The sequence below is a fragment of the Pseudonocardia alaniniphila genome (genome assembly GCF_022524485.1).
Taxonomy (GTDB): domain Bacteria; phylum Actinomycetota; class Actinomycetes; order Mycobacteriales; family Pseudonocardiaceae; genus Pseudonocardia; species Pseudonocardia alaniniphila.
In genome coordinates this window covers 294,256-317,596 of sequence record NZ_JAKXMK010000006.1, presented here as the reverse complement: position 1 = coordinate 317,596, position 23,341 = coordinate 294,256, and the positions used below count along the sequence as shown (strand labels likewise).

General features: G+C 69.9%; 24 protein-coding genes and 1 pseudogene. 12 read left to right on the top strand and 13 right to left on the bottom strand.

All coding sequences use genetic code 11. The features are described from left to right. The first annotated feature begins 43 nt into the window (after positions 1 to 43). The 3 genes from MMF94_RS08270 to istA all read left to right on the top strand — a co-directional run bounded on the left by MMF94_RS08270 (position 44) and on the right by istA (position 3,291). Complete coding sequence (locus MMF94_RS08270; RefSeq protein ID WP_241035698.1) at positions 44 to 424, top strand: hypothetical protein; 381 nt, start codon at positions 44 to 46, stop codon at positions 422 to 424. Then, positions 421 to 1,953, top strand: a complete 1,533-nt coding sequence (locus MMF94_RS08265; protein WP_241035697.1) for a relaxase/mobilization nuclease domain-containing protein — start codon at positions 421 to 423, stop codon at positions 1,951 to 1,953. The genes MMF94_RS08270 and MMF94_RS08265 overlap by 4 nt, the downstream gene beginning before the upstream one ends. A 99-nt stretch (positions 1,954 to 2,052) precedes the next feature. After that, entirely contained in the window at positions 2,053 to 3,291 is a 1,239-nt protein-coding gene (gene istA / locus MMF94_RS08260; protein WP_241035696.1) for an IS21 family transposase, read from the top strand. A gap of 116 nt (positions 3,292 to 3,407) precedes the next feature. Here the strand turns inward: istA and MMF94_RS08255 are convergent, their stop codons facing one another. Beyond that, entirely contained in the window at positions 3,408 to 3,806 is a 399-nt protein-coding gene (locus MMF94_RS08255; RefSeq protein WP_241035695.1) for an amidohydrolase family protein, read from the bottom strand. 393 nt (positions 3,807 to 4,199) lie between these two features. On the opposite strand from MMF94_RS08255, the gene MMF94_RS08250 reads away from it, so the two are divergent. Beyond that, a complete protein-coding gene (locus MMF94_RS08250; RefSeq protein ID WP_241035694.1) occupies positions 4,200 to 5,396 on the top strand; it encodes an AraC family transcriptional regulator in 1,197 nt (398 codons plus the stop codon). Here the strand turns inward: MMF94_RS08250 and MMF94_RS08245 are convergent. The 7 genes from MMF94_RS08245 to MMF94_RS08215 form a co-directional block, all read right to left on the bottom strand. Next, positions 5,365 to 6,123: an SDR family oxidoreductase gene (locus tag MMF94_RS08245; RefSeq protein ID WP_241035693.1), complete on the bottom strand. Its 759-nt coding sequence runs from the start codon at positions 6,121 to 6,123 to the stop codon at positions 5,365 to 5,367. The two genes, MMF94_RS08250 and MMF94_RS08245, sit on opposite strands and share 32 nt — an antisense overlap. A gap of 364 nt (positions 6,124 to 6,487) precedes the next feature. Further along, positions 6,488 to 7,228, bottom strand: coding sequence for a class I SAM-dependent methyltransferase (locus MMF94_RS08240; RefSeq protein ID WP_241035692.1), 741 nt, complete (start codon positions 7,226 to 7,228; stop codon positions 6,488 to 6,490). 37 nt (positions 7,229 to 7,265) lie between these two features. Beyond that, the gene (locus MMF94_RS08235) at positions 7,266 to 9,656 is read right to left on the bottom strand and encodes an ATP-binding cassette domain-containing protein (RefSeq protein ID WP_379660320.1); all 2,391 of its coding nucleotides are present in this window, start codon (positions 9,654 to 9,656) and stop codon (positions 7,266 to 7,268) included. A 129-nt stretch (positions 9,657 to 9,785) separates the two neighbouring features. Further along, positions 9,786 to 10,013: a hypothetical protein gene (locus tag MMF94_RS08230; protein WP_241035691.1), complete on the bottom strand. Its 228-nt coding sequence runs from the start codon at positions 10,011 to 10,013 to the stop codon at positions 9,786 to 9,788. Between the two features lie 270 nt (positions 10,014 to 10,283). Then, complete coding sequence (locus MMF94_RS08225) at positions 10,284 to 10,694, bottom strand: VOC family protein (protein ID WP_241035690.1); 411 nt, start codon at positions 10,692 to 10,694, stop codon at positions 10,284 to 10,286. 5 nt (positions 10,695 to 10,699) lie between these two features. Next, positions 10,700 to 11,149 (bottom strand): helix-turn-helix transcriptional regulator, encoded by a 450-nt coding sequence (locus MMF94_RS08220; RefSeq protein WP_241035689.1) that lies wholly within the window; start codon positions 11,147 to 11,149, stop codon positions 10,700 to 10,702. Positions 11,150 to 11,277: 128 nt separating this feature from the next. Next, on the bottom strand, positions 11,278 to 11,490 hold the full coding sequence (locus MMF94_RS08215) for a DUF3072 domain-containing protein (protein ID WP_241035688.1): 213 nt from the start codon (positions 11,488 to 11,490) through the stop codon (positions 11,278 to 11,280). 152 nt (positions 11,491 to 11,642) lie between these two features. On the opposite strand from MMF94_RS08215, the gene MMF94_RS08210 reads away from it, so the two are divergent. Together MMF94_RS08210 and MMF94_RS08205 are read left to right on the top strand one after the other, a co-directional pair. Continuing rightward, positions 11,643 to 11,837, top strand: a complete 195-nt coding sequence (locus MMF94_RS08210) for a hypothetical protein (protein WP_241035687.1) — start codon at positions 11,643 to 11,645, stop codon at positions 11,835 to 11,837. Positions 11,838 to 11,863: 26 nt separating this feature from the next. Next, positions 11,864 to 12,748: a recombinase family protein gene (locus MMF94_RS08205; RefSeq protein WP_241035686.1), complete on the top strand. Its 885-nt coding sequence runs from the start codon at positions 11,864 to 11,866 to the stop codon at positions 12,746 to 12,748. Positions 12,749 to 12,799: 51 nt separating this feature from the next. On the opposite strand, the gene MMF94_RS08200 is transcribed toward MMF94_RS08205, so the two are convergent. After that, positions 12,800 to 14,266 (bottom strand): ketol-acid reductoisomerase, encoded by a 1,467-nt coding sequence (locus MMF94_RS08200; RefSeq protein WP_241035685.1) that lies wholly within the window; start codon positions 14,264 to 14,266, stop codon positions 12,800 to 12,802. 210 nt (positions 14,267 to 14,476) lie between these two features. Between MMF94_RS08200 and MMF94_RS08195 the strand changes: the two genes are divergently transcribed. The 3 genes from MMF94_RS08195 (at position 14,477) to MMF94_RS08185 (ending at position 17,478) form a co-directional block, all read left to right on the top strand. Beyond that, positions 14,477 to 15,160, top strand: a complete 684-nt coding sequence (locus MMF94_RS08195; RefSeq protein WP_241035684.1) for a FadR/GntR family transcriptional regulator — start codon at positions 14,477 to 14,479, stop codon at positions 15,158 to 15,160. Further along, positions 15,157 to 16,374, top strand: coding sequence for a CynX/NimT family MFS transporter (locus MMF94_RS08190; RefSeq protein WP_241035683.1), 1,218 nt, complete (start codon positions 15,157 to 15,159; stop codon positions 16,372 to 16,374). The genes MMF94_RS08195 and MMF94_RS08190 overlap by 4 nt, the downstream gene beginning before the upstream one ends. A 99-nt stretch (positions 16,375 to 16,473) precedes the next feature. Beyond that, positions 16,474 to 17,478 (top strand): sigma-70 family RNA polymerase sigma factor, encoded by a 1,005-nt coding sequence (locus MMF94_RS08185; protein ID WP_241035682.1) that lies wholly within the window; start codon positions 16,474 to 16,476, stop codon positions 17,476 to 17,478. Between the two features lie 10 nt (positions 17,479 to 17,488). Here MMF94_RS08185 and mgrA read toward each other — a convergent pair whose 3' ends face one another. Continuing rightward, a complete protein-coding gene (gene mgrA, locus MMF94_RS08180; protein ID WP_241035681.1) occupies positions 17,489 to 18,514 on the bottom strand; it encodes an L-glyceraldehyde 3-phosphate reductase in 1,026 nt (341 codons plus the stop codon). Positions 18,515 to 18,577: 63 nt separating this feature from the next. Next, positions 18,578 to 19,456, bottom strand: a complete 879-nt coding sequence (locus tag MMF94_RS08175; RefSeq protein ID WP_241035680.1) for a LysR family transcriptional regulator — start codon at positions 19,454 to 19,456, stop codon at positions 18,578 to 18,580. An 81-nt stretch (positions 19,457 to 19,537) separates the two neighbouring features. Between MMF94_RS08175 and MMF94_RS08170 the strand changes: the two genes are divergently transcribed. Beyond that, positions 19,538 to 20,446, top strand: coding sequence for a TIGR03564 family F420-dependent LLM class oxidoreductase (locus MMF94_RS08170; protein ID WP_338104176.1), 909 nt, complete (start codon positions 19,538 to 19,540; stop codon positions 20,444 to 20,446). Here the strand turns inward: MMF94_RS08170 and MMF94_RS08165 are convergent. Further along, positions 20,434 to 21,204, bottom strand: a pseudogene (locus MMF94_RS08165) (AraC family transcriptional regulator); the annotation flags it as partial. The gene MMF94_RS08170 and the pseudogene MMF94_RS08165 overlap by 13 nt on opposite strands. Here MMF94_RS08165 and MMF94_RS08160 point away from each other — a divergent pair. Then, on the top strand, positions 21,203 to 21,661 hold the full coding sequence (locus tag MMF94_RS08160; RefSeq protein WP_277398674.1) for a DUF2000 domain-containing protein: 459 nt from the start codon (positions 21,203 to 21,205) through the stop codon (positions 21,659 to 21,661). The pseudogene MMF94_RS08165 and the gene MMF94_RS08160 overlap by 2 nt on opposite strands. Positions 21,662 to 21,714: 53 nt before the next feature. Here MMF94_RS08160 and MMF94_RS08155 read toward each other — a convergent pair whose 3' ends face one another. Further along, entirely contained in the window at positions 21,715 to 22,200 is a 486-nt protein-coding gene (locus tag MMF94_RS08155; protein WP_241035679.1) for a carboxymuconolactone decarboxylase family protein, read from the bottom strand. 178 nt (positions 22,201 to 22,378) lie between these two features. Here MMF94_RS08155 and MMF94_RS08150 point away from each other — a divergent pair, with 178 nt between their 5' ends. Then, positions 22,379 to 23,320 carry an RNA polymerase sigma-70 factor gene (locus tag MMF94_RS08150; RefSeq protein WP_241035678.1) on the top strand — a complete coding sequence of 314 codons (942 nt, stop codon included), beginning with the start codon at positions 22,379 to 22,381 and terminating at the stop codon, positions 23,318 to 23,320. Positions 23,321 to 23,341 lie beyond the last annotated feature (21 nt).

Here is a 23,341-nt window from a genome sequence, read left to right as displayed (position 1 = left end):
TCGGCGTCCGCGAGCGGACGGCGGCCGTCCGCACTCAGTTCGGGTGTCGTTCTCCGAGATGGAGATGGCCATGGTGCGGTCGGCTGCCGCGCGGGCTGGTGTGGCGGATGCGTCCTGGCTCGGCGAGGTGGGCGTTCGTGCGGCGGAGTCGACCCCGGCGCCGGTGGCGGCGTGGGGTCCGGTCATGCAGCAGCTGATGGTCTTTCAGGCGCGGCTGGCGGACGTGCGCCGGATCCTGCGGAACGTCGGGGGCAACCTCAATGACGTTGCCAAGCACGCGAACTCGACGGGCGAGGTCCTCAAGGAGACGCATGCGGTCGAGGCCCTTGTCGCGCGTGTCGTCCAGCGTGTCGATCAGGAGGTTGCGCACATCGGCGAGCTCACCGCACGCGCCCGGCGCGAGCAGTTGCGGTCGCGTCCGTGATCGCGAAGATCTCCCGGGGTTGGCGGGTCGCCGGGTTGGTCCACTACTTGATGGGACCGGGGCGCTTCAACGAGCACATCAACCAGCACGTCGTTGCGTCCTGGGACGGTGCTCCGGAGCTGCACCAGCCGGAGCTGATCGGCGACGGGAATTTCGATGTCGAGGAACTCGCGACCGACTTGGCCGACCCCGCCGTCGCGGCGGGCATCCCGCAAACCGAGCCCATCAGGCTAGACGGTGGGAAGGCCCCCCGCGGACCGGTCTGGCATTGCTCGCTGCGCAACTCGGCGGGCGACCGTGTCCTTATCGATGCGGAGTGGGCGGAGATCGCGACCGATCTGATGGACAGGACAGGGATCGCTCCGCGGGATGATCTCGGCGCCTGTCGGTGGGTGGCGATTCGACATACGGATTCCCACGTGCACATCGCCGCGGTGTTGGTGCGACAGGACAACGGTCGTCGGGTGCACCCGTACAAGGACTACCCGAAGGCGCGGGAGGTTTGCCGGGACGCGGAGGCGCGGTTGGGTCTTACCGCGACGGCACCGGTGGACCGCACGGCCGCCAAGCCGGCGACTCGAGCGGAGATGGAGAAAGCAGTGCGGCGTGGGCTGGATGAGACGTCACGCGAGTGGCTGTGCCGGGCGGCGCGTATCGCCGCGGTGCAGGCGCGTGATCCTGAGCAGTTCTTCCGTCGGCTGTTTGACCTTGGCGTGCGGGTTCGGCCGCGAGCGCGGCACGCGGGTCAGCTGGCTGGCTACTCGGTCGCGGCGCCAGGCGATGAGACGGCGGAGGGTCTGCCGGTCTGGTACTCGGGTCGCGCACTGTCGCCGGATCTCTCGCTACCGCAGTTGTTGAAGCGGTGGGCGTCTGCCCCGCCGCCGGGGCCGCCGATCGCGCCGGCGCCCGGTGAGCGCAGCCAGGTCGGGCGGGCTGAACTTGAGGCGGCCGCGGGAGACGCGCTCGCCGCGCTCGAGCAGGCGACGTCGACGGTCGCGGCGGGGGAGGATGACGAGGTCCCCGGTATTGCGCACGCCGCCGGCGACATGTTCACCGCCGTCGGCGCGGTCACGCAACACGGCGGCCACGGTCAGATGGTGCCGCGGGACGCGGCGGATCTGTTCGACCGGGCGTCGCGGACGCCGATGGTGGGCCAACCCGACCGCTTGTCTCCGGTTGCCGCCGCGCTGCGCACCGCGGCGTGGCGGCTCGTGGCCGTGCGCAGCCTAAGTGGGCGCACAGGGCAGGACTCCGCGGGTGCGCAGCTCGTTCTGGCGTTGGCCGCGCTAGTGGCAGAGATCGCGGCATACCGAGAGCGGCAGGGGTGCGTTGTGCAGGCAAGTTCGGCGCGCCGAAGCGCACAGATCCTGCGGGCGTCACGCGGTGCCGGCCGGGCCAGCGGCGCGGCGGACGGCCGGTTGGGCCGTGGCGATGGCCCGGGACGTCGCCCGGTCAGCACGCCACGGCCGGCCCCTACCGTTGTGCACCCGAGGCCTGGGGATCAGGACGATCGGGGGAGGAAGAGATAACTGAACCGCAGAGGCTCCCGTACTCGGGCTTGTCGGTTCCGGCTGAATCCTGACCCTTTGGTTCCGGGTGAATGTTGACCCACCTCTGACGATCATGAGGTGTTGAGGGTGGAGGACTGGGCGGAGGTCTGTCGGTTGCACCGGTCCGAGCAGATGCCGATTCGGGCGATCGCGCGGCATTTGGGGATCTCGAAGAACACGGTGAAGAAGGCGCTGGTCAGCGACGTTCCGCCGCGGTATCAGCGGCCGCGGAAGGGCTCGATCGTCGATGTGATGGAGCCGCAGATCCGGGCGTTGCTGTTGGAGTTCCCGACGATGCCCTCGATGGTGATCATGGAGCGGATCGGCTGGACGCGGGGTCGGACGGTGTTGTTCGACCGGATCGCTGAGCTGCGGCCGTTGTTCGTGCCTGCGGACCCGGTCTCGCGCACCGAGTATCGATCCGGGGAGCTGGCTCAGTGCGATCTGTGGTTCCCGCCGGTCGATGTCCCGGTCGGTGCCGACCAGCACGAGCGGCCGCCGGTGCTGGTGATGGTGTCGGGTCATTCGCGGGTCATCACCGCGCGGATGATCCCGTCTCGACGAAGCGAGGACTTGCTGGCCGGGCATTGGGTCTTGCTGACCGGTTGGGGCGCGACGCCACGGGCGCTGGTCTGGGATAACGAGTCCGCGGTCGGCTCCTGGCGAGCGGGCTGCCCGCAGCTGACCGAGGCGATGCATGCCTTTCGCGGCGCGCTCGGGATCACGATCGTGCAGTGTCGCCCGCGGGATCCGGAATCCAAGGGTCTGGTCGAGCGGGTCAACGGCTACTTCGAGACCTCGTTCCTGCCCGGCCGTCGCTTCGCTGGCCCCGAGGACTTCAACACCCAGCTGCGTGACTGGCTTGTCCTGGCCAACGGTCGCTGGCACCGGCGCCTCGGGGCTCGGCCGGTCCAGCGGTGGAGCATCGACCGGGCGGCGATGCTGGCGCTGCCGCCGGTGGCGCCGACGGTCGGGTGGCGAGCCAGCACGCGGCTGGGGCGGGATCACTACCTGCGTCTGGACGGCAACGACTACTCGGTGGATCCGTCGGTGATCGGCCGCCGCGTCGAGCTGGTCGCGGACCTCGAGCAGGTCGTGGTCACCTGCGACGGGGTCGAGGTCGCCCGCCACGCTCGCTGCTGGGCCCGCCACCAGAGCGTCACCGACCCCGCGCACGCTGCCGCAGCGGTCCGGCTGCGCGCGCTGCACCGATCCCGGATCACGCCGGTGCGTGATGCCCAGGTTGAGCACCGCGACCTTAAGCGACTACGACCGCATCTTGGCCTCGGCACCGATGCGCCGACGGTGAGCGCCTGATGGCCAGCAAGCCCAACACTCAACAGGGTGAGCGGTCGCCAGCGGATGCAACTCGCTGCCTTGAACTGTCATAACGCCGATTATCGGTTCGAAGGGGCGACAGTTGCATGTCGGCGTCAGGCCCGAGGCGTGGCCCTGGGGCCGAGCCGGAACACCCGCTCGGCGTTGCGGTGCGAGATGCGAGCCAGGTCGGTCTCGCTGAACGGTGCCGACCGCAGGAACCGGACAGCGTCAGCCGTCGACTCATACGGGTAGTCGACGGCGAACATCGCGTGATCGACACCGATCTCCAGCACGGCGCCCAGCAGTGCCGCGTGCGAGCACACGCCGCTCATCGTGATCACCACGTTCTTCCGCACGTAGTGCGAGGGCAACTCGGCGAGCGTGCGGAGAGGCTCGAGGATGGCGTACGAGGCGTCCAGCCGGTCGGCCCGCAACACGCTATTGCTCCACGGGGTCACCTGCGTGGCCAGCTGTGGGAGCCTGAACGCCTCCTCGACCGCGATCGTCCTCATGTGGGTCGCCATCTCCTTTCGTCCAAACCTGGTGTTATGTAGCCGGAGCCAGTGCTCGCCCGAGGCTATGCCCCTGGATCGGGTCGAGCGCCGCACTGCGCACATCGGCCGTCGGCCGTGCGGATCCCGGACATTCCCCAACGCAGGATGCCGCCCTCAGGGGTGGTGCGGAGGGAATTCCTACATCAATTCTTCAAACTCTTTGACCAGGCGATACGTGGCGCGCCACAGTCGATTCTCGACAGGCGCTGGGCACCGTGGCCACGGTGCACGATGCGCAATCCGACCGTCGGCGTGCATATCCCGGACGTTCCATAACAAATTCCGGTGTCAAGATTTGTTAACAGTATCGTCGAAGTCGAAGGGGTATGTGCGAATGGCGAGGAGACGTTCATGTCCGGAGCAGCGTTACCTGCGCCGATGTACGAGCAGTCCGCGGTCGGACGGCTCCTGGTGAGCACACGTTCGGTGGAGGAGGCCGAGGCCCGTGGGACACAGCTGCTCTCACCACACCGCCTGAAGGTGAGCCGGGGCGCGATCAACGCCCGCATCCGCGGTGTCTCACTCGGGACGGTCGCGCTCTACCACCTCAACTACGCCGCGGGCCTCACCGTCACCGCCCCACCGATGGACGGCTACATCGACACGCTCCTGCCCCTGCGCGGCGTGGTCCGCGTCGACCACGACGGCGCGCGGTTCGACGCCATCGCACCACGGAACGCCGCGGTGATCAGCCCACACGCCTCGATGACGCTCGACTGGAGCCCCGACTTGTCGCTGACGATGCTGCGCGTCGAGGCCCCCGCACTGCGGTCGTTCGCCCGGCTCCTCACCGGCCGCGACGACACCGACCCACGGCTGGCCGTGTGCGTACACACACCTGACGGCGTCGCCGGCCTGCACGGGCTGGCCCACCTCATCCGGCTCACAGCCACCCAGTTCGCCGGCTTGGACGCCTGGCCGGCAGCGATCACCACACGGCTGCGCGAGCAGGCGATGCTGGCCCTCCTATTGAGCCAACCCGACGTCCGGTCCCTCATGGCACAGGAGGTCCGTGGCGGCGCTGCCCGCACCGCGGTACAGGCAGCCGTCGCACTGGTGGACTCCCGCCCCACCGAACACTTCACCACCGCACGGCTCGCCCGCGAGGTCGGCGTCAGCGTCCGTACCCTGCAGTTCGGGTTCCGCGCGGAACGGGACACGACACCGCAGGCCTACCTGCTCCGCGCGCGCCTGAGCGGCGCCCGTGCCGACCTGCTCGCGGCCCGAACGCTCGACGGTGCCACTGTCGCGGGCATCGCCCGCCGCTGGGGCTTCAGCAACGTCGGCCGGTTCGCCGAGCAGTACCGCCGCGCCCACGGCGAACGGCCCCACAGACCCTCCGCCGCACCTGACCACGCGCCTCCGGCATGTCGCGGTCGTCGTGTCCCTGCTCGCGGCCGGCGGCCTCGAGCCGAGCTCCGCCGGCGGGCGTTTCTCGGGCAACGAGCGGACGATGATCGACGGACCGTTCGCCGAGGAGATGCGTCTGAAGACGCCCGCAGGCACCCGCCGAGCGTCAGGCGACCGAGCCGCCGTTGGCGTAGATGACCTGGCCGTTGATCCAGCGGGCCGGGCCGGCCAGGAAGGCGATGATCTCGGCGATGTCGGACGGTTCTCCGAGGCGCTCCAGCGGCGGCTCGGCGGTGATCCGGTCGATGAGTTCCTGGGGCTTGCCGTCGAAGAACAGTGATGTCGCGGTCGGGCCGGGGGCGACGGCGTTGACGGTGATGTCGCGGCCGCGCATCTCGCGGGCGAGGATCAGTGTGATCGCCTCGACGCCACCCTTGCTTGCCGCGTAGGCGGAGTACGCCGGCCGCGCCAGTTTGGTGAGCGAGCTGGAGACGTTGACGATCGCACCGCCGTTGCGGACCCGATGGGTGGCCTGCTGGTTGACCACGAACGTGCCGCGCAGGTTGGTGCGGATGACCCGGTCGAGCACTTCGAGGTCGAGCTCGGCCAGTGGGGCCAGCGGCATGATGCCGGCCGAGTTCACGACCACGTCGACTCCGCCGAACTCCTGCTCGGCCCGGTCGAACAGCGCTGCCACCGCGATCTCGTCGGCGACGTCGGCCTGTACGGCGACCGCACGACCGCCGGCCTGCTCGACGTCCTTGACAGCCTGCTCGGCGCTGTCCTTGCTGCCCCCGTACCCGATCACCACCGCGTAGCCCTCACGGCCCAGCCGGGCCGCGGTCTCACGACCGATCCCCTTCGATCCACCGGTCACGATCGCAACGCGCCCAGAAGTCGTGGCCGCGGCGTTGTTTTCGGTCACCGTCTTGCTCCTGATCTTGATGGCTTGCTTGTCGGCTTCTCGATCTTGCTCTGGTCGATGGATCACGTCCAGCGAATCACAACGATGGGAGGATTAACTCCGTTGATGTATAAGCCGGTAATCCCGACAACGGGACGGCGCGAGAAATTGTAGACGCCCAACTGCTGCGACATCAAAAGCCCGTCTCCCTCCGTCGGGCATGCAAACCGTCGCGACGGCTCCTCGGCGGTGAGCATGAAACGTCCGATCAGGCCGATCCGGCGACGTCAGTTGATCGCGCCGGGCCACCTCGGTGACGGGCAGCTTCTCGTCGGCGAGGCGGCATTTCTTCCTCACGGCCGTCCCAGGCCATCACGGCGACGAGCTAGGTTCGCCGCAACAGAATGAGCGGCGTGACGTAGTGCTCGGTCACCGTCCCGCCGAGATCACGAGCCGCTTCGGCAGCCGCTTGCGCCTCGCTGGCCGTCCAGTTGCTGAAGGTGCGGAACAGGCCGTGGACCTGGTCCGCGCTGAGATCGATGGTCCATCGGAACTCATCGACGTGGACGACGGTGAAGTCGCCGCTCGATGACAAGAGGCGAGCCCAGCCCTCGGTGTCGAGCTCCCCGGGACCCGGCCTGACGGGCTCGTCGACACGCCGGGCGACGATCGCGTCGATGCGATCTCGGAACGGCGTGGTCGTACGGGGATCACCGAAAGCTGTTCGCCATACCGCGAGATGCCCGTCGTCCACGATGGCTCGACGCAGTTTCGGAATCACGACGCCCAGATCGAGCCAGTGCACCGATGTCGCGGCCACTGCCAGGTCGAACTGCGCCTCACCCATTGCCGCATCCTCGGCGCGGGCGATGACGACCCGAGCACTCGGGCAACGCAGTCGAAGACGCGCCGCGAGTGCACGACCGGGCTCGACCGCCACGACGTCGGCGCCGGCTCCGAGCAGCCGCATCGTGGCCTCGCCGGTGCCCGCGCCCAGTTCGATCACCCGCACACCGGGCCTCAGCACCTCGAGCTCTCGCAGGCGGTCCCACAGGGCTTCCGGGTAGGGCGGTCGCGCCTGCTGGTAGGTCTCGGCGAGAGCATCGAAGTGCAAGGGGCCGGCCACGTGACCGACACTAGGCGGGCACCCAGCGAGATGTCCGTCAGGTGCTGATGTACGCCGCGAGGTGCTCGCCGGTGAGGGTGGAGCGTCCGGTGACGAGGTCGGCGGGTGTGCCCTCGAAGACGATCCGCCCGCCGTCGTGACCGGCGCCGGGGCCGAGGTCGATGATCCAGTCGGCGTGCGCCATGACCGCCTGGTGGTGCTCGATGACGATGACCGACTTGCCGGCGTCGACGAGCCGGTCCAGCAGGCCGAGCAGGTGCTCGACGTCGGCGAGGTGGAGGCCGGTGGTCGGCTCGTCGAGGACGTAGACGCCGCCCTTCTCGCCCATGTGCGTGGCCAGCTTGAGCCGCTGCCGCTCGCCGCCGGACAGCGTGGTGAGCGGCTGGCCGATGGTGAGATAGCCGAGCCCGACTGCCGCGAGCCGGTCGAGGATGGCATGTGCGGCTGGTGTGCGTGCCTCTCCGGCGCCGAAGAACTCCTCGGCGTCGGTCACCGACATCGCGAGCACCTCGCTGATGTCCCGGCCGCCGAGGTGGTAGTTCAGCACCGACGCCTCGAACCGCTTGCCCTCGCACTCCTCACACGTGGTGGCGACGCCGGCCATCATTGCCAGGTCGGTGTAGATGACGCCTGCGCCGTTGCACGTGGGGCAGGCACCCTCGGAGTTGGCGCTGAACAGCGCCGGCTTCACGCCGTTGGCCTTCGCGAACGCCTTGCGGATCGGGTCGAGGAGGCCGGTGTAGGTCGCCGGGTTGCTCCGGCGCGAGCCGCGGATCGCGCCCTGGTCGATCGCCACCACCCCGTCCCTGCCGGCCACCGAACCGTGGATCAGCGAGCTCTTTCCCGACCCGGCCACGCCGGTCACCACGACCAGCACGCCGAGCGGGATGTCGACGTCGACGCCCTGCAGGTTGTGGGTGTCGGCGCCGCGCACCTCCAGCGCCCCCGACGCCGTCCGCACCGACGGCTTCAGGGCGGCCCGGTCGTCGAAGTGCCGCCCGGTGAGCGTGCCGCTGGCCCGCAGCCCGTCGACGGTGCCCTCGAATACCACCTCGCCGCCCGCGGTTCCGGCTCGTGGGCCGAGGTCGACGACGTGGTCGGCGATCGCGATCGCCTCCGGCTTGTGCTCCACGACCAGGACGGTGTTGCCCTTGTCGCGCAGCTGCAGCAGCAAGTTGTTCATCCGCTGGATGTCGTGGGGGTGCAGCCCGATGGTGGGCTCGTCGAAGACGTAGGTGACGTCGGTGAGCGACGACCCGAGGTGGCGGATCATCTTGGTGCGCTGCGCCTCGCCACCCGAGAGCGTGCCTGACGGCCGGTCCAAGGAGAGGTAGCCCAGCCCGATCTCGACGAACGAGTCGAGGGTCCTCCGCAGCGTGGTGAGCAGCGGTGCCACCAACGGCTCGTCCAGACCGCTGACCCACCCGGCCAGGTCGCTGATCTGCATGGCGCAGGCGTCGGCGATGCTGATCCCCGCGATCTTCGACGACCGGGCCGCCTCGCTGAGCCGGGTGCCGTCGCACTCGGGACACGTGGCGAAGACGACCGCGCGGTCGACGAACGCCCGGATGTGCGGCTGCATCGCCTCACGATCCTTGGAGAGGAACGACTTCTGGATCTGCGGGATCAGGCCCGCATAGGTCAGGTTGATCCCCTCGACCTTGATCTTGGTCGGTTCCTTGTGAAGCAGGTCGTGGAGCTCGCGCTTGGTGAACTTCTGGATCGGCTTGTCCGGGTCGAAGAAGCCGCAGCCCCGGTAGATGCGCCCGTACCAGCCGTCCATGCTGTAGCCCGGGACCGTGATCGCGCCGTCATTGAGCGACTTGGTGTCGTCGTACAGCGCCGTCAGGTCGAAGTCGGATACCGAGCCCATGCCCTCGCAGCGCGGGCACATGCCGCCGGTGATGCTGAACTCGCGACGTTCCTTCACCTTCTGCCCGCCGCGATCGAGCGTGACGGCCCCCGCTCCGCTGATCGAGGCGACGTTGAACGAGAACGCCTGCTGTGAGCCGATGTGCGGCTGGCCGAGGCGGCTGAAGAGGATGCGCAGCATCGCGTTGGCGTCGGTGACCGTGCCGACCGTGGAGCGGACGTTGGCGCCCAATCGCTCCTGGTCGACGATGATCGCGGTGGTCAGCCCGTCGAGCACGTCGACGTCGGGCCGCGCCAGCGTCGGCATGAAGCCCTGCACGAAGGCGCTGTAGGTCTCGTTGATCATCCGCTGCGACTCCGCGGCGATCGTGGCGAACACGAGCGAGCTCTTGCCCGAGCCGGACACGCCGGTGAACACCGTCAGCCGGCGCTTCGGGAGTTCGACGCTGACGTCCTTGAGGTTGTTCACGCGCGCACCGTGCACGCGGATCAGGTCGTGGCTGTCAGCAACGTGCAGCGCAGACGGCTGCGTGTCGATCGGCATGACCGTGCTCATCGTGTCTCCATCTGTGGGGCGCGGCCACCGTCGGCGTCGCCTGGCTCGGGCCGACCATCTTGGCGCAGTAAGTCGGGTTCTCGTTCGTCGGCACGCTCTCCAGCTGATCAGGCGTGCCGCATATCCGGGTTAGTTCGCGCGAGCGGCGCGCCGCCTGCCGTTCCGCTTGGCGGCGTACGGCAGCGCGAACAGGTACAAGCCGGTGAGCAGGAGCAGGGCCAGCGGGAGCAGTGGCGTGTAGGACACCCAGATGGCGGGCTCCTCCTGCAGCAAGGCGACGGTGGTGGCGACGACAGTGACCGTGAAGGCGATGGACAGCCAGCGATGGACCTGCCGAACCCTCTTGTTCCAGTTCATGGGGGATCTCCTCCGAGGACGAGCGACGCCCCGGCGCCGTGCCGGGTGGGACGTCCAGCCGGTCGTCGACGTCGATGGCGGCGTTCGACGGCAGCAGTGCATCGCCGTCCTGGCTGGAGGACAGCGGCACCGGGTACGGCGCACGGGGTGGCACCACGACGCCTCGAGGACGCCGAGCGCGGGAGCGGGACGGGGGCGGCACTCAGGGGCCGCCCTCCGCCGCGGGGTGGTGTTCGCGCAGCAGGTCAGGCCGTGTGGTGGCCGGACGGCTCAGCGCACCTCGAAGATGCGGACCATGCAGCCCGCGGGATCGCGGAAGGCGCAGTCGCGAACGCCCCATGGCTGGTCGGTCGGCTCCTGGACGACCTCGGCGTCGCCGGCCTGAAGCCGCTCGAAGGTGGCGTCGAGGTCCTTGGTGGCCAGGTTGATGCTGGCGTAGGTGCCCTTGGCCATCATCTCGGCGATGGTGCGGCGCTCGTCGTCGGTGATGCCGGGGTCGGCGGCAGGCGGGTGCAGGACGATCGACGTGCCGGGCTGGTCGGCGGGGCCGATCGTGATCCAGTGCATCCCCTCGTACTCGACGTCGTTGCGGACCTCGAAGCCGAGGGTGTCGCGGTAGAAGGCCAGGGAGGCCTTGGGGTCGTCGTGTGGGAGGAATGTCTGGTAGATGCTGAGATCCATGACGGTCACGCTAGGTGCGGCTCGGTGACCGGCGCTTCTCGATTCCTGATCGGTCTGGTCACCTGCTTCGCCACGCACGGAGGCATGCCCGCCGTCGCGCCGGTCACCTGGCGTCGGTAGACGCTGGGTGGCACGCCGACCAGTTCGGTGAAGCGCGTGCTGAAGGTGCCCAGCGACGAGCAGCCGACTGCGAAACAGATCTCGGTGACGCTGAGGTCGCCACGCTGCAGCAGCGCCATCGCGCGCTCGATGCGCCGCGTCATCAGATACGCGTAGGGCGATTCGCCGTAGGCGAGCCGGAACTGGCGGCTGAGGTGACCGGCCGACATGTTCACGCCGCGGGCGAGCGCCTCGACGTCGAGTGGCTGCGCGTACTCCCGGTCCATCCGATCGCGGACGCGGCGCAGCAGCGCGAGGTCACGCAGCTGTTGGGTCGCGGCGGGTCTGCTGGGCACGCGCGAGATCGTGCCATGCCGCGCCGGAGTTGCGCTGGTGGACACGATGACGGGACGGCCCGGCCACCCGCACCGAGTGATGGTGGGCTGTCATAACGTAGCGCCGACCAGCGTGGAGTGCCGCTGGTTCAGCGGCCGCGGCCGGTGCGTTCCTGCAGTTCGTCGATCCGCTTCGAGGCATCCGCCTTGGACAGGTCGTCGGACGGCGCAGGCTCGCCGGCTTCCCGTGCCAGTGTCTGCAGGTAGGAACTCTGGGCGCCCGTCATCGGCTCGTCGCCGGTGGTCCACTCGTCCGGGTCTTTCGCTGCTGTGGGATCCGCGGGGGCGTTGTTCTGACTCATGAATCGAACGTATCTTCGAACGAGGAGCCTCGCCAGTTGGGGCTTCGGGCCGCCCGACCGGGTGCCGGCCGGGGCCGTGGAGCTTGTGGTGCGTGCACTTGCGCACGTCCCACGGCAGGCTGTGGCCCATGCCTCGAGGCGAGCCTGATGGCGTGCCCGATCCTGCGCGCGTCGCCGCCTCGCTGCGCGCTGTCCTGGCTGCCGTGGACGCCGGTGAGGTGGCGGCCGACGACGCGCAGCGGGCGTATCTCGCGGGCGCGGCCGAGGCACTGGAGTCCCTGGGCCGGGGGCCGAAGGGGGGCCACTCCCCTGGCTCGGATCTCTCCCCCGGCTCAGATTTACGTTAAAGGCCCGTATCTCGTAAAGTTGAGGCGTGACCAGTCCCCGCCGCACCCGCCGCGCGCGCTCGACCGGCGACCCCCGCGTGCTCGCCTACCTGCGGGTGAGCACTGAGCAGCAGGCCGAGTCCGGCGCCGGGCTCGACGCCCAGCGCATGGCGATCCAGGCCGAGATCGTCCGCCGCGGCTGGACCAGGGTGGAGTGGGTGATCGACTCCGCCTGGTCGGGACGCGACCTCGACCGGCCGGAGCTGGACTCCGCGCTCGCTCGGCTGGAAGCAGGCGGCGCCGAGGTGCTGATCGCGTCCAAGCTCGACCGCATCTCGCGATCGGTGCACGACTTCTCCGGCCTGCTGGACCGCGCCTCGCGGCAGGGTTGGCGGCTCGTGTGTCTCGATGTCGACGTCGACACCTCGACGCCCTCTGGTGAGCTGGTGGCACACATGGTCGCCAGCACGGCGCAGTACGAGCGCCGTGTGATCTCGCAGCGGACGAAGGATGCGCTCGCGGCGAAGCGGGCTGCCGGCGTGCGGCTCGGGCGCCCGGCCGTGCTGCCGGAGCGTGTGGTGCGCCGCGTGCTCGAGGAGCGGGCTGCCGGTTCGACGCTCCGTGCGATCGCGGAGGGCCTCACTGCCGACGGAGAGCCGACCGCCCGAGGAGGCGCGGTGTGGTCGACCAGCAGCGTGCAGGCGGCGCTCGGCGGACAGGACGGCATGCGGCTGCGATGGATCACCGCGCGCGAAGTGGGGCAGTCCGGTGGGCTCGCCGTGGTGCACGCCCTGGACATGGTCACGAACACACCGGCGCACCTGATCGATGCGGACTGGGTGCGACAGCCCGACACGACGTGGCAGGAGCTGGTGTCCGGCGAGCGGTGTGAGCGGTGCGTAGAGCTTCTGCGGGCCGTGTCGGGTGAGTGAGGCGACCCGCTCCCCCGGCCCGGCTCCCGTGGGAGCCGGGCCGGGCGGGCGTCACTCCACGAAGATGTCCACCGACGGCCGCAGCTCGGCGCAGACCCGCAGCACCTGGTGGATGACGTGCCCCTCGAAGGCCTCGAACGGCTTGGTGTCCACCGCCTGCTGCTCGTTGTCGACGGCGGGGTAGGCCTGCTGGGTGAGCAGGTAGTCGAACCGCGGTGCCCACTTGCGGGCTCCCAGCCGGGCGGTGGTCGAGCAGTTGTCCACCATGTACGCCACGCCGCGGGCGTGCATGTACGGGTTGAGTGAGTCGACGGCCTCGATCACCGACTCGTTGGCGATCTCCGAGTACGGGTGCCCGCGCTCGAGCAGGACGTCCACCTGGGCCATCATCACGCCGCAGAAGACACCGGCGGTGAAGGGGTCGAGCGGGATGTCGTTCTCGACGCGGTCGGCCCGGACCTTCTGGCCCACCTGCCACATGTCGGCCTGGTCGATCTTTCCCATCGGGAAGCGGGCGAGCCGCTGCCCGGCCAGCACCACGCTGTTGATCTCGTTGCCGGACAGCACCTCGTCGTAGATCTCGTGGGTCAGCTCGACACCGACGGGGTACGCGGCGGAGTACGCCTGGGCGAAGACCGCCCGCCCGTCGCTGTCGAGCCGCCGGTAGAGCCCGTCGAGCCCGTCCTTGGAGATGATCTTCGAGATCGGGCCGGTGACCGACTCCGTGGAGTGCCGGAACGCGTTCTCGTCGCTCATTCCGTGGTCGCGGTAGCGCCGGTAGAGGCTCTCCACGATTCCGTGTACCCCGGCGAGCAGCATCGCGCGCTCGCCCGAGAGGTCGGAGAGGTACTCCGAACGCAGGGTGGTCTGGAATGTGTACGGCGCGCCGAGTGCGATCGACCAGGCCAGCGCACGATCGGTGGCGTGACCGGTGACGTCCTGCTGCACGGCGAAGCTGGCGTTGATGCCGGCGCCGTTGACCTCCTTGCCCTGGACGTAGAGGGCCCGGACCGAGGCGCCCATCCCCTTCGGGCAGACGGCGATCACGTCGACCTCGGCGGGGAACTGCTTGCCTGCTGCGGTGAGGTGCCCGAGCAGGAAGCCGTGGGAGAAGCCCAGCGTGGTGCCGGGCCGCAGCGCCGCGAAGATCTGGTCGTACAACTCGGCCTGGGCGGCGTCGGAGATCAGCAGGATGACCAGGTCGGACGCGCGGATCACCTCGAACATCTCGCCGAGGGTGCCGTCCTCCTCGCGGAAGCCTGCCGCTCTCGCCTGGTCGAACGAGCCCGATCCGGACCGCAGGCCGACCGTGACCTTGATGGCGCCGTTCAGGGAGTCGCGGAGGTTCTGCGCCTGGGCGGAACCCTGCGGTCCCCAGCCGATCACGCCGATCTGGTTCACACCGTCGAACGCGCGGGGAAGTCGGTCGAAGAGGTGTCGTCCGCCGCGAATGATCGCCTCCCGCCGGTCGCCCAGAGTGATGTACTCCTTGTCGAACACGGCGGTTTCAAAATCCATGACCTGATCCTGCATGACTCTCTCTCGTCAGCTGCGCTTCGGTTCCGGGCACCGTCGATTATTGCCCTGCCCGCCCGAGTGACTCGCAACTCACCTGAGGTAGGAATCGAATCGTCCTGCTTGTCGTGAATGCGGGTGACGACGGTACGAGCTCTTCTTTCCGGTCTGCGACGGACCGGAGCCTCAAACATGGGATGTTAGGATTGATTCGTGGGTCTATCTGCCGTGCGCACCGGACGGGTGTGCGACGAGATCGTGACGCAGTTCGAGCAGCTGATCGAGAGCGGTGAGTGGCCGCTCGGATCGAAGATCCCGCCGGAGCCCGAACTCGTCGCGGCCCTCGGTGTCGGTCGCAACAGCGTGCGGGAGGCCGTGCGGGCCCTCGAACACGCCGGCCTGCTCGAGCCCCGCCGTGGTGACGGTACCTACGTGCGTGCGACCAATGGACTCCGCGCCGCCATCCTTCGCCGGGCCCGGCGCTCAGCGGCGCTCGACGTGCTCGCGGTACGGACGAGCCTGGAACGCGATGCCGCCGCGGTTGCTGCGCTGCGGCGCACCGACGCGGACCTGGCCGCCATCCAGGCCGCCGCGGACGCTCGCCGGGCCTCGTGCGACGGCGGTGACCGAGCGGCCTTCGTCTCCGCGGACCTCGCCTTCCACTTCGCTGTGATCGCCGCCACCGGCAACCCCGTGCTCATCGACCTCTACGCCGGGCTGACCGAGGCACTGCAGCGCACGGTCGCCGAGATCGCCGAGCTCGATCATGACCGGGCCGCCATCCCCGGCCATGACGAACTCGCGGCGGCGATCGCCGCATCCGACCCTGCCGCGGCCCGTGCGGCGGCGGACAGTTACCTCGCGGCCGCCCGGCGGCTTGTCGAGGGAAGCCGGTGAACGCCGCCGTCACGACGGAGTCCCGGCCACGCCTGTCCGCGCGCATGACGTCGTTGTGGATCGGCGTCGCCATCGTGCTGGTCGCGGCGAACCTGCGGCCTGCTGTCGTCGGTGTCGCCCCGGTGCTGTCGGAGATCGCGGCGGCCGAGGAGCTGTCGAGCACGGCGGCCGGGGTGCTGAGCGCGTTGCCCGTGTTCTGCTTCGGCCTGTTCGCGCCGGCTGCTCCCTGGCTGGCGCGGCGGTTCGGCATCGAGCGCACGATCCTCGGCGCGCTGGTGCTGCTGTGCGCGGGCTTCGCCGTCCGCTCGGTGGGCCTGGTGGCTCTGCTCTTCGTCGGAAACGTGATGGCCGGCGCCGCGATCGCCACCGGCAACGTGTTGCTCCCCGCCCTGATCAAACGGGACTTCTCCCACCGCACCGGCGTGATGACGGGGCTGTACACGATGGCGGTCTCCGCAGGTGGTGCGCTTGCCGCCGGGATCACGGTGCCGGTGGCGCAGGCGGCGGGCCTGAGTTGGCGCGGCGCGCTTGCCGTGTGGGGCCTGTTCGCGCTTGTCGCGTTGGTGATCTGGCTCCCGCAGACGCGGCGGGTCCACCGCATCGGTTCGACGGGAGGGGTGGGCGGGCTCTGGCGTGACAGGCTGGCCTGGCAGGTCACGGGGTTCATGGGTTTGCAGTCGCTCGGCTACTACGCCGTCTCGGCGTGGATCCCCGCCGTGTTCGTGGGCCGCGGGTTCGGCGCGGAGGCGGCAGGGTGGCTGCTGTCGCTGGCCAGCTTCGTCGGCATCATCGGATCCATGGCCGCGCCGATGCTCGCCGCGCGATTCCGCAGGCAGCGAGCGGTCGCTCTCGTCATCACGGGTGTCTCGGCACTGGGTCTGATCGGCGTCATCCTGCTGCCGGGGGGCGAGATTCCGTCGATGGCGCTGCTCGGCCTCGGGCAGGGTGCGGCGCTCGGGCTCGCCCTGACCCTGGTGGGGCTCCGCTCCCCCGACGCACCGCACACCTCGCAGCTGTCCGGAATGGCGCAGAGCATCGGCTACATGCTCGCCGCGGTGGGCCCGTTCATCGTCGGCGTGGTGCACGACGCCACCGGATCGTGGACGCTCCCGCTCCTGCTGCTGCTCGTGCTGTTCGTGCCGCAGGGCGTCGTCGGTGTCCTCGCGGGCCGCGATCTGCTGGTCGGGCGGAAACCGGCGTCGCAGCAGGCGTAACGGACCCGTTCACGTCATCGTTGGTGGTTTTGTCGGTGTCGCCCCCTACGCTGCCCCGCACGGGCGCGAAGCCACACGCGCGAGGAGAGGGGACCCCGGATGAGTGATCTCGCCACCGAAGATGCCGCCCCGCCCACAACGTGGGAGCAGCATCGGGTGGAGCTCACGGCGTACTGCTACCGCATGCTCGGTTCGTCGGCCGACGCCGAGGACGCCGTGCAGGACACGATGGTGCGGGCATGGCGGTCGTTCGACCGTTTCGAGGGTCGCTCCTCGGTGCGTTCCTGGCTCTACAAGATCGCCACGAACGTCTGCCTCACCATGCTCGACGGCCGCAAGCGGCGGGCCCGGCCGATGGACTTCGGGCAGGCGGGGTCCGCTGAGGCGCCGCTCGACCCTCCCACCAGCGAGATCTCCTGGCTGGAGCCCATCCCCGACGCCCGCGTCCTACCCACTGTGGCCGATCCCGCGGAGGTGGCGGTGTCCCGGGAGTCCGTCCGGCTCGCGTTCGTCGCTGCATTGCAGCACCTGCCCGCACGGCAGCGTGCGGTGCTGATCCTGCGCGAGGTGCTGCAGTGGAAGGCGTCGGAGGTCGCCGAGCTGCTCGGCACCACGGTCGCCTCGGTCAACAGTGCCCTGCAGCGAGCCAGGGCCACCCTCGCGGAGAACAACCTCGACAGCCCCGCGCCGGTCGACGAGATGGACGACGACCATCGCGCGCTCCTGACGCGCTACGCCGACGCGTTCGAGCGGTACGACGTCGCCGAGCTCGTCACGCTGCTGCACGACGACGCCATCCTGAACATGCCGCCGTTCACGTTGTGGCTGCAGGGCCCAAAGGAGATCAGCACCTTCTGGACCGGCCACGGAATCGGCTGCGCAGGGTCGCGGTTGGTGCCGCTGGAGGCCAACGGGCAGCCGTCGTTCGGCCAGTACCGGCGTGATCCCGACGGAGACGGCTACTTCGGGTGGGCCGTGCAGGTGCTGGAGATCGACCAGGGCCGCATCCGCGGGTACACCTCGTTCCTCGACGTGGAGACGCTGTTCCCGATGTTCGGGCTCCCGCTGCGGCTCGACGCGGAGGGCAAGCCCGTCCCGGACTGAGCCGCGTCGCTCAGTTCTGCGAGGAGCGGGCCCAGAGGTTGATCCCGGCTTCCACGGCGTGCTGGTCGATGCGGTCCAGTTCGTCGCTGGTGAAGTCGAGGTTCGCGAGCGCACCGAGGCTGTCGTCGAGCTGGTCGACGCTGCTGGCCCCGATCACCAGCGACGTCATCCGCGGGTCGCGCAGGGCCCAGGCCAGCGCCATCTGCGCGAGCGACTGGCCGCGCGTCGCCGCCATCTCGTCGAGGGCGCGCACGTGGGCGATGGTCTTCTCGGTGAGCAGGTCGGGTGAGAGCGACTTGCCTTGCGCCGCGCGCGAGTTGCCTGGCACCCCGTTGAGGTACTTGCTGGTGAGCATTCCCTGCGCGAGCGGTGAGAACGCGATGCACCCGACGCCCGTCTCCCCGAGCACGTCGAGCAGGTCCTCCTCGATCCAGCGGTTGAGCATCGAGTACGACGGCTGGTGGATCAGCAGGGGGGTGCCGAGCTCGCGCAGGATCGCGGCCGCTTCCCGGGTGCGTTCCCCGTTGTAGGAGGAGATGCCGGCGTAGAGGGCCTTCCCGGAACGCACGGCGGTGTCGAGCGCCCCCATCGTCTCCTCGAGCGGAGTGGTGGGGTCGAAGCGGTGGCTGTAGAAGATGTCGACGTAGTCCACGCCCATCCGTGCGAGCGACTGGTCGAGGCTCGCCAGCAGGTACTTCCGGGATCCCCCGCCCTGGCCGTAGGGCCCGGGCCACATGTCGTAGCCGGCCTTCGTGGAGAGGATCAGCTCGTCGCGGTACGGGCGGAAGTCCTGGGCGAAGATCGTGCCGAAGTTGCGCTCGGCGCTGCCGTAGGGCGGCCCGTAGTTGTTGGCGAGGTCGAAGTGCGTGATCCCCCGGTCGAACGCGCGCCGCAGGATGGCTCGCTGCGTCTCGAGCGGTTTGTCGTCGCCGAAGTTGTGCCAGAGCCCGAGGGAGATCGCGGGAAGGTCCAGACCGCTGCGTCCGCAGCGGCGGAAGGTGGACTCGTAACGGTCGGGCGCGGCGAGGTAGGTCACGGCATCATCCTGCCCCGCCGCTCGTCGCCCGACGCGATCATCCCCGCCGGCGCCGGGCACCGCTCAGTCACCGAAGGCCGTGACCAGGGCCTGGAGGCATTCCGGTCCCCCGGCGCGGGCCAGGAGCAGGTGGCCGGGCACCTCGACCGGTGGGTCGAGCGGCCGGGCGACCACGCCGGCGGCGCTCCCTGCGCACCCGAGGACGACCGTTGCGGTCCGTTCCCCCAGGCCGATCTCCACCAGCGCGTCCTCGATGGAGCGCACGGGCCGTCCGAGGCGGGGCACGAAGCCTGCGGCCCGGCATGCGACGAGCACCGCGTCGTGCAACGCGGGGTCGGTCGAGCGCTCTGGCAGCCGAAGCGCCAGATCGTCCAACGCGCTGATCGGTACCACGTCCTGGTCCGCGTCGGGGTGGTCGGCCGGCAGCACGACGTGAAGCCGGTCGCGCCAGAGCTCGACGGCGTGCAGCCCGCGGACGCGGATCGGGCCCCGCACCAGGGCGACGTCGAGCGCACCCGCCCGGAGGGCGCTGCAGTGATCCTGCACGGAGCCGTCGGTGAGGACCAGGGAGAGCTCGGGGGTGTGGGCACGCATCCGGGCCACGCCACGACGTACGCGCTCGCCCAGGCCCGGGCTGGTACCCAGACGCAGCGTGCCGGCATGACCCGCCGCCAGCTCGTCGGCGACCGCACGCACGCGGTCGACCGCGGCGAGCGCCGATCGCGCCTCGACGAGCAGCCGCTCACCGTCGCCGGTGAGCGCGACGCGGCGGGAGGTGCGCTCGAGCAGCCGCACGCCCAGCTCACGCTCCAGCCGCCCGACCTGCTGGCTCACCGCCGGCTGGGCAACGGCGAGTCGCTCCGCCGCTCGTCCGAAGTGCAGCTCTTCGGCCACGGCGACGAAGTAGCGAAGCTGACGGACCTCCACCGGTACCTCATCCACCCGTGATCGATCACGATCTGTTATTGCTGTGCAGGCTATCTGCTCGTTGATCGACTGCGCACCACGCGCTGGGCTGGGGACATGCAGATCGGGATGTGGATCGACGACGACCGGCCGCTCAGCGCGGTGGTCGCGGACGTCGAGAACGCGGAACGGCTCGGGTTCGCGCGAGCCTGGTTCGGGCAGCGGAACGGGTGGGATCCGCTCACCTTGATCACCGCGGTGGGCGCCAGGGCGCCGCGGATCGGGCTGGGCACAGCGGTCGCGCTCACGTGGCCGCTCCACCCGCTGGCCCTCGCCGCGCAGGCCCTCACCACGCAGGCGGCGGTGGGCGGCCGGCTCACGCTCGGTGTCGGCCCGAGCCACCAGTTCATCGTCGAGAGCCGCTACGGCTACCGGTGGACACGCCCGGGGCAGCACGTCGAGGACCACCTGGCGGTGCTCGCGCCGGCGTTGCGGGGTGAGGCCGTCGACGTCCGGACCGCGACCGTGGCGGCTGCGGGCCGGGTGGAGGTGCCGGACATGCCCCGGCCGCCGCTCCTGCTCGCCGCGCACGGCCCGCGGATGCTGCGCCTGGCAGGCGAGAGGGCCGACGGGGTGATCACCGTCTGGTCGAGCCCGCGTGGGCTTGCGGAGTACGTCGTTCCGCAGGTCAGCGCTGCAGCAGCAGGGAGACCCGCCCCGCAGATCATGGTCGGGGTGGTCGCCAGCCTCACCCACGACCCGGACGCTGCGCGCGAGTACGTGGCCGAGGCCTTCGGCGTGGCAGGCGAGCTGCCGAGCTACCGCCGGTCGCTGGACCGGGAGGGCTTCTCCGGCCCTGCGGACACCGTCGTCGCCGGTGACGAGGCCGAGCTCGAGAAGGTGGTGCGGCGCTTCGCCGACGCCGGTGCCACGGAGATCCAGCTGTGCCCGGTGGGGCCACCCGCCGAACGGGCCCGCACGGTGGCGTTCTTCGGCGAGCTCGCGCGCAGGGAGCTGCGGGCGTAGCGGCCCGGTGTGGTGCCGACCAGGCGGGCGAAATGCCGATGCAGGTGTGCCTGGTCGTGGAAGCCGACGGCGATGGCGACGTCGGCGGGCGGCTCACCGTCGAGCAGGCGACGACGGGCGGCTTCGATCCGGCGGCCGGTGAGGTAGCGGTGCGGCGGGAGCCCGTAGGCGCGGGTGAAGCAGCGGACCAGGTGGGACGGGTGCGCGTGCAGCAGGGCGGCTGCGTCGCGCAGGGCGAGGCCCGCCACGGTGTGGGCGTCGAGCAGGTCTCGCAGGTCCGCGGCGAGCCGGTCGGGTGCGGGCTCGGCGGCAGGTGCGCGCAGGTGCCGGCGGATCCGGTCGCCGATCAGGGCGAGCCTGCTCTCGGCTTCCAGGGCGGTCCCGCCGATCTCGAGGGCCCGGTGCAGTTGGTCGACGCGGGTGCGAAGCAGCGCGTCGTCGAAGGTCGGGGCGTCGACGGAGGCGCCGACCAGCGACTCGTCGAGCACTTCCGTGTCGATGTAGAGCACCCGCTTGCGGAAGCCGTGTTCGGTGGCCGACCGCCCGGTGTGGGACACGTGGGGTGGGAGCAGTGTGACCGCAGGTCGCAGCGCTCCGTGTTCGTGGTGGTCCAGGTCGTAGCGGATGGCGCCTTCGTCGACGACGAGCAGCGTCCAGGTGTCGTGGGCATGCTCGGGATACGCGTGATCGGTGAACCGTGCGTGGAAGACCTCGACGATCCCGGGCACCGACGGCGCCCACGCCCGTACCGCAGGCATGCTCACAACGTACAAGAACGCGACGGCCCCACCCCGGCACTCTCCTACCGTGCGCTTCGAGACCAAGATCGCTGTACTGCTGCGTGATGACCTGCAGATGTGGCAACGGCTGAACGTCACCGCTTTTCTGGCCAGCGGGATCGCGGCCAACCCTGAACTGCTCGGCGAGCCCTACGCCGATGCGGACGACACCCCGTACCTGCCGATGTTCCGCCAGCCGGTGCTCGTGCTCACCGGCGACGCGGACGTGCTCGCCGCTGCGCACGAGCGCGCGGTTCGGCGGGGCATCCCGGCGGCGGTGTTCACCGAGGAGCTGTTCGGGACCGGGCACGATGAGGCGAACCGTGCGGCGGTACGGGCTGTCGCGCGCGACGATCTCAAGCTGGTGGGGCTGGCCGTGCACGGCCCGCGTAACGCCGTGGACAAGGTGTTGCGCGGCGCCACCATGCATCCGTGAGGGAGGTTCGCGGCCGGGCCCGGGGATGATCCCGGGCCTGGCCGGGGATGCGATCAGCTGGTCGCGGCGGCGAACATGCCGGGCTCGTAGGAACCTCCCTTCTGGTGCACGATCACGGCGAGCCGGTTGGCCGCGTTGATCAGGGCGACCAGGGCGACCAGCGCGGCGATCTGGTCGTCGTCGTAGTGCTTGCGTACCTGGGCCCACGTCTCGTCGGACACGCCCTGGTGGGCGTCGGCGAGCCGGGTGCCCTCTTCGGCGAGGGCCAGCGCGGCCTGCTCGGCCTCGGTGAACACGGTCGACTCGCGCCAGGCGGCGACCAGGTTGAGCCGGACCGGGGTTTCGCCGGCCGCCGCGGCTTCCTTGGTGTGCATGTCGATGCACCAGCCGCAGCCGTTGATCTGGCTGGCGCGCAGCGACACCAGTTCCTGGGTGGACTTCGGCAGCGGTGACTGGTGGATCACCATGGCGCTGTTGGCGAACCGCTTGGCGAACTTGACGGCGATCTCGTTGTCGAACAGGTTGAATCGGGCGTCCATGATGTCGTCCTCACTCGTGGGTGGTGCGTGCTGCGGTGGACGAACACGAGATGCCGGCGTCCCGCTCCGTGTGACAGCACCGATGGCGTGACAGGCGCCACAACGGTCTCGGTGTCACAAAACGGCCGGGCCTGGTGTCTGGTGGTGACACAGTCGAGGACGAACAGGAGCCACGCCCATGGTCGGCACGTCGCGGACAGCGCCCGACGATCGCGACGGAGGCATGAGCCGGGACGAGCGCCCGGACCCCGCCACCGAGGCGTTCCTCGCCCACCGCAACCTGCTGTTCACCGTCGCCTACGAGATGCTCGGATCGGCTGCCGACGCTGAGGACGTCCTCCAGGAGACCTGGATGCGGTGGGCGGGTGTCGACCTCGCCGAGGTGCAGAACCAGCGTGCGTACCTGGTGCGAATCACCACTCGCCAGGCGTTGACCCGGCTGCGTACCCTCGGCCGTCGCAAGGAGTCCTACGTCGGTCCCTGGCTTCCCGAGCCGTTGCTGACCGCACCCGACGTGGCCGAGGACGTCGAGTTGGCCGACAGCGTCTCGATCGCGATGCTGCTGGTCCTGGAGACGCTCACGCCGACCGAGCGGGCCGTGTTCGTGCTGCGTGAGGTGTTCGATCTGACCTACGACGAGATCGCGGACGCCGTCGACAAGAGTGCGGCCGCGGTCCGCCAGATCGCGCACCGGGCACGGTCACATGTCGCCGCGCGCCGGCCGCGCGGAGAGGTTTCGGCGGCCGAGACCCGAGACGCGCTCGCGGCGTTCCAGCAGGCGGTCGAAACGGGTGATCTGCAACACCTGCTCGACATTCTTGCGCCGGATGTCGTCCTCCTGGGTGACGGCGGCGGAGTCGTGCAGGCCGTGCTCAAGCCCGTTGTGGGGGCCGACAGGGTGGCTCGCGTGCTGGCCGCCGGGATCGGCAAGGTCGCTGCCGTCATGTCTCTGCAGCCGGCACAGGTCAATGGTTACCCGGCGCTGATTCTCCGGCTCGGCGGCGAGATCGACACCGTCGTGACGCTGCGCATCGACGACGGCCTCATCACCGGTCTCTACGCCGTGCGCAATCCCGAGAAGCTGTCGTACATGGAGCAGGAGACCGCCCTGCGCCGCTGAGCCCGCAGCCGCTCGCGGCGC